Origin of the sequence: Pseudomonas amygdali (assembly GCF_002699855.1) — a bacterium.
Classification (GTDB): domain Bacteria; phylum Pseudomonadota; class Gammaproteobacteria; order Pseudomonadales; family Pseudomonadaceae; genus Aquipseudomonas; species Aquipseudomonas amygdali.
The window spans coordinates 1-5,248 of the sequence record NZ_LKBW01000116.1 but is presented as its reverse complement, the minus strand read 5'-3'; the positions used below and the strand labels follow the sequence as shown (position 1 = coordinate 5,248).

Annotated in this window: 6 protein-coding genes; 1 reads left to right on the top strand and 5 read right to left on the bottom strand. The window is 56.3% G+C overall.

Annotation, left to right across the window (positions count from 1 at the left end):
* Positions 1 to 100 precede the first annotated feature (100 nt).
* The 5 genes from ctpM to AO277_RS10685 form a co-directional block, all read right to left on the bottom strand.
* Positions 101 to 1,780, bottom strand: a complete 1,680-nt coding sequence (ctpM, locus tag AO277_RS29955) for a methyl-accepting chemotaxis protein CtpM (protein ID WP_044320040.1) — start codon at positions 1,778 to 1,780, stop codon at positions 101 to 103.
* 125 nt (positions 1,781 to 1,905) lie between these two features.
* Entirely contained in the window at positions 1,906 to 3,225 is a 1,320-nt protein-coding gene (locus AO277_RS10700) for a sensor histidine kinase (RefSeq protein ID WP_044320041.1), read from the bottom strand.
* On the bottom strand, positions 3,222 to 3,890 hold the full coding sequence (locus AO277_RS10695) for a response regulator transcription factor (RefSeq protein WP_002554026.1): 669 nt from the start codon (positions 3,888 to 3,890) through the stop codon (positions 3,222 to 3,224). Before AO277_RS10695 ends, AO277_RS10700 begins: the two co-directional genes overlap by 4 nt.
* A complete protein-coding gene (locus AO277_RS10690; protein WP_002554027.1) occupies positions 3,890 to 4,198 on the bottom strand; it encodes a PepSY domain-containing protein in 309 nt (102 codons plus the stop codon). Before AO277_RS10690 ends, AO277_RS10695 begins: the two co-directional genes overlap by 1 nt.
* Positions 4,198 to 4,506 carry a PepSY domain-containing protein gene (locus AO277_RS10685; protein ID WP_044320042.1) on the bottom strand — a complete coding sequence of 103 codons (309 nt, stop codon included), beginning with the start codon at positions 4,504 to 4,506 and terminating at the stop codon, positions 4,198 to 4,200. Before AO277_RS10685 ends, AO277_RS10690 begins: the two co-directional genes overlap by 1 nt.
* A 214-nt stretch (positions 4,507 to 4,720) precedes the next feature.
* Here AO277_RS10685 and queD point away from each other — a divergent pair, with 214 nt between their 5' ends.
* Positions 4,721 to 5,077 (top strand): 6-carboxytetrahydropterin synthase QueD, encoded by a 357-nt coding sequence (queD, locus tag AO277_RS10675; RefSeq protein WP_002554029.1) that lies wholly within the window; start codon positions 4,721 to 4,723, stop codon positions 5,075 to 5,077.
* Positions 5,078 to 5,248 lie beyond the last annotated feature (171 nt).

Below are 5,248 nucleotides of genomic sequence, written 5' to 3'. Positions count from 1 at the left end.
CAATTCTAGGTTGGCGTTAGGGGGTCATTTTTACAGTGGCGGTGACACGCGATGGCAGGCGCAGGCTGTTGCGGACATCAGCGCCCCTGCCACGCAAGCATCAGACACGGAACTGGCCGACCAGACTGTCAAGGCGCGAGCCCAGTTCGGCAAGGCTGCGTGAGGTCTGTGCACTTTGCCGGGTTTCGTCGGCGACGCTTTCGACTGCACCTGCGATCTGATGAACACTGCGATTGATTTCTTCGGCAACTGCCGTTTGCTCTTCGGCTGCGCTGGCAATTTGCGCGTTCATCGAGTTGATAGTCGCAATCAACTCACCTATGGTCACCAGCGATGTTCCTGCTTCGTTGGCTTGCGCAGAGGTCCCGTCGCCAGCTTCGCTGGAACGGCGCATTGCCGTAACAGCCTCCTGAGTGCCCTGCTGCAGACGGTCGATCATCCCTTGAATTTCCTGCGTGCTTTGCTGGGTGCGGCTGGCCAGCGCCCGAACCTCGTCGGCAACCACAGCAAAACCACGCCCTGCTTCCCCTGCCCTCGCGGCCTCGATGGCTGCATTGAGTGCGAGCAGGTTGGTTTGTTCGGCGATAGAGCGAATGACGCCCAGTACGCTGACGATCGAAGAAACGTCCTTTTGCAGAACATCCAGTGACGAGCCACTTTTGCGGATGTCGTCTACCAGCGCATGAATCTGTCTGATGCTGCCGTCCACAACGCGCTTGGCGGCGTGCCCTTGCTCGTCGGTCTGCTGAGCAGCCACGGAGGCACCCTGCGCGCTCTTGGCGACCTCTTGAGCCGCAGCCGACATCTGATTGATTGCGGTCGCCACCTGATCTGTTTCGTGGCGCTGACGGTCCATGGCGGTTTCCGAGCGCTGTGCCTGGGATGACACTTCTCCGACCAGTCCATTGAGTTGCCCGGTCATTTCACTGACCTGACGAACCATACCGTGGATCTTGTCGACAAACCGGTTGAACGAACCAGCCAGATCACCAAGCTCGTCATTAATGGTAATGGCCAGACGCCGAGTCAGATCGCCTTCACCCGCGGCGATGTCATCCAGGTTGTTTTTCATCAAACCGAGCGGACGCAGCAGAGTGCCGGCCATCAATATCCCGATGACGCCAATGATGACCAGCACCAGGACGGTGATACCCAAAATGCTGTACAGCATTTCCTTCAGGCGCGCTTCGACATTCTGCCTGACTTCGGCAACTTTAGCGTCAATGCCGTCTATATTGACGGCAGAACCGATGATCAGATCCCACTTCGGCAGATAATCCGTGTAGCCAATCTTGGGCACAGGTTCAGTCTTGCCAGGCAGGGCCGAGGAGTACATCACATAGTGAGTGCCCGCCTTGCCGACCGCCACCAGTTCGCGGTTGATGTAGACCCCGTTCGCATCGCGGGCGTCGTTGAAACTCTTGCCCACGCCATCAGGACTGTTGCTACGGAATATCCGGATTACCTGAGAATCATAGCCAAAGATATAACCATCCTTGCCATAACTGATGGAAGAAAGCAGCTTGATCGCATTAGCGCGCGCAGTTTCATCACCCGGCGCTGCCGCCTCGTAAAGCGGCTTGATGGCCGTCATGGCGATCGCAACGTAGTTCTGCAACGTTGCCTTGGCTTCAGAGAGCAAACGCTCTCGCGTATCACTGACCTCGCGCTCGGCCTGTCGGTGCAGCATGAACACCGTGGTAGCACTGATCACCAGCGCAAATATCAGAACCGGCAGGACTGCCAGCGACAGAACCTTGGCTTTCAGACTGAGACGCATAGGAGTGGCCTTATGGTTATTTTTATGAGTCAGAGATACCTGTCAGGCTATCGGCGGCATCCGACGGACATTAAGACCTGGCGTATTTTTTTGTATGAAGACTCTGAAAGTTACAGGCTGGCAACTTATGGAGCGGTGCGCTCGGGAAGATCAATGCGTACGCGAAGGCCACCAGCGGGGCTCTCCTGCAATTGCAGTTGGCCGCCCCAGGCCTCGACGATATCGCGCACAATCCCCAGGCCAAGGCCATGACCGGTAATCTGCTCGTCAAGGCGAGCGCCACGGCTGAACACCTCTGCGCGCTGCGACTCCGGAATACCGGGCCCGTCATCGTCCACCAGCAGGCTGAAGCCCTGAGCCTGACTGAGAATGCTCAGACGCACTTCGCTGTCGGCCCACTTGCAGGCGTTGTCCAGAAGGTTGCCCAGCAGTTCGAGGATATCCTCCCGGTCCCACGGCAGATGCATGCCTGCTTCGACATCGTTGACCAAATGAAGGTGGGCACCATGAATCATGCCCAAAGTGGAAAACAGCCCGGGCAGTTCAGCATCACAGTCGAAACGGGCTCCGGGCAGCGCGTCCCCGGAAAGACGGGCCCGATTGAGTTCACGCTCCAGACGCAGACGGATATTTTCCAATTGCTCCTGCAACGTCTTGCGCAGTGCGGGGTTGCCGTCCAGCTGTCCACTGAGGGCCAGGCTGAGCAATACCGCAAGCGGTGTCTTCAAGGCATGCCCCAGATTGCCCAGTGCATTGCGTGAGCGTTTCAGGCTGTCTTCAGTATGCGCAAGCAGATGGTTGATCTGAGCCACGAGGGGCTCAAGCTCGAGGGGCACCTGATTGTCCAGTTGCGAACGCTGACCCTGTTGAAGCTGGAAGATCTGCTCGCGAACGGTTTCCAGAGGCCGAAGCGCCCTGCGTACAGTGATGCGCTGCAAAACCAGCACCAGGATCAGCGCTGCGAGCCCGAGCCCAACCCCGATCTGCTGCATGAGACGAAAGCTCGCCCTGACCGGCGTGTAATCCTGGGCGACGGTAATTGAAATCTGCTTGCCGAACTTTCGGTATTCGCTGGTCAGCATCAACAGCGACTGCCCGGTCTTGCCAAGTTCAAGGTTAGCGTGCAACCCCACCCCAGGCAGCGGCAGCTCAAAATCCCACAAAGAACGGGAGCGCCAGTGGCCCTGCGGCAAGTCCATGCGGAAATAGTGGCCGGACAGCGGGCGCTGATAAGCACCCGACAAGCGATGGTCATCCAGTTGCAGCCCGGCAGGACCTCGGACCAGCGCCACCAGCAGGTTCTCGCTCTCGTTGCGTAAGCCCGACTCCAGATAGCGCTGCAGGCCCACTTCAAACAGCCAGAGACTGGTCTGCGCCATCACCAGGCCAACAACGACCATAACGGCGATAAGACCCAGGCTCAGACGCCGTTGTATGGATTTCAACCTCCGGCTCCGCCGTACAGATAGCCTTGGCCACGGCGTGTCTCGACCACTGCGCGGCCTAGTTTGCGCCTCAGGTGATTGACATGGACCTCGATGACATTGGAGTCACGCTCGTTTTCGCCATCGTACAAGTGCTCAGAGAGATGGCTTTTAGAGAGAATCTGTCCAGGGTGGAGCATGAAATAGCGCAGCAGACGAAACTCTGCAGACGTGAGCTGGATATCAACGCCATCCCGGCTGACACTCTGGCGACCTTCATCCAGATTAAGGCCGGCAGACTCCAGGGTTGGCTGGTTGGCAAGCCCGTGCGAACGCCTCAACAGGGCCTGAATACGCAACTGTAGTTCTTCAGGATGAAAAGGTTTGGTCAGGTAATCGTCAGCCCCCGACTTCAAGCCTTCTATACGCTCTGACCACGAACCTCGTGCCGTCAGAATCAGTACGGGGGTAGCCAGGCCCTTGCCGCGCCATTGCTGGAGAACCTCAAGCCCGGGCATGCCGGGCAACCCCAGATCCAGAACAATGAGGTCGTAGGGCTCGGTTGCGCCTTGATAAACCGCATCACGACCGTCAGCCAGCCAGTCGACTGCATAGCCTTGCCGTCCCAGCGCAGCGAGTAACTCATCCGCGAGAGGAACATGGTCTTCAACCAGTAGCAGGCGCATCAGTCATCATCCTCGTCTTTCAGCAATCGGCTATCGCGCGCATCGAACTTGAGCTCACGGACAACACCCTGCGGGGTCAGCAACTCGAATTCATACACGTACATGTTATTTTTTTCCTCAAGCTCAGCCTCCAGCAGGCGAGCGCCGGGATGAAGACCCAGCGCGCGCTCGATAAACTGTTCGAGAGGCAGTATCACCCCACGCTGCCGCAGACTGAGCGCTTCATCCTGATTCAGATCCCTGGCATAGACAAAAGAGCAGGTCAGACTCAAACCAAGGATGACACAGAGACGCTTGTCGACATTCATTAGTTATCCTGATGATTCCTGTAGAGCTGACCCGTAGCGGCGTCTATTTCGAGAACCCACTCAATATCGTGCTTGTCACGCAGCTCGACATTGTAAACGTACCTGCCGTATATATTCTTGAACTGTGTATCAAGAATACTGGCACCAGGGTGCTTGCTGAGGGCGTTAGCATCGAGCTTTTCAGCAGACTGGAGAGTGCCCGCATTACTGAGGCGCAATCCCTCATGCGGGTCGACACCACGCGCCTGGATGACACATGAAGTCAGAACACATGTCAGGGCCGCCAGCAGGGTTGTCAGCGTTTTCATTATTGGAGGAGTCCATAGCGGTCGATGCTTCTATGGCGTTTACCTTACCCCGTACAACTTAACTCAAACTGAATAGATCTGGCCGAGTGCCATCAATCGCATCTGAAGGAATCGTCACACACAAGCCCTGCATGGAGTTTCAGGCCATTGCTGTTAAACTGGTCGATTGCATTTATCGCGTCTGCGATCGCCATTTTTCCGGGGCCAATACACAGTGGAAATCTTCAAAGAGTTTACCTTCGAGTCAGCACACCGCCTCCCTCACGTACCAGAGGGTCACAAGTGTGGACGTCTGCACGGCCATTCGTTTCGTGTCGGCATTCATCTGGCTGGCAAGGTTGATCCTCACACAGGCTGGATCCGCGACTTTTCGGAAATCAAGGCTATTTTCAAACCGTTGTACGAACGCCTTGATCATAATTACCTGAATGACATCCCCGGCCTTGAGAATCCAACCAGCGAAAACCTGGCGAAATGGATCTGGGATGAGCTGAAGCCTCTGCTGCCGGAGCTGTCCGCCGTTCGTATTCATGAGACCTGCACCAGCGGGTGCGAATACCGCGGGGATTGATTCTCCCGGAAAATAAAAAACCACCTCGACCAGGTGGTTTTTTTGTATCTGCACGGTACGAAAAAGACTTTATCGTGCCTCAAAAACAAAAACCCTCAACGCGTAAGCGATGAGGGTTTCTGGAATTTAATCTTGACGATGACCTACTCTCACATGGGGAAACCCCACACT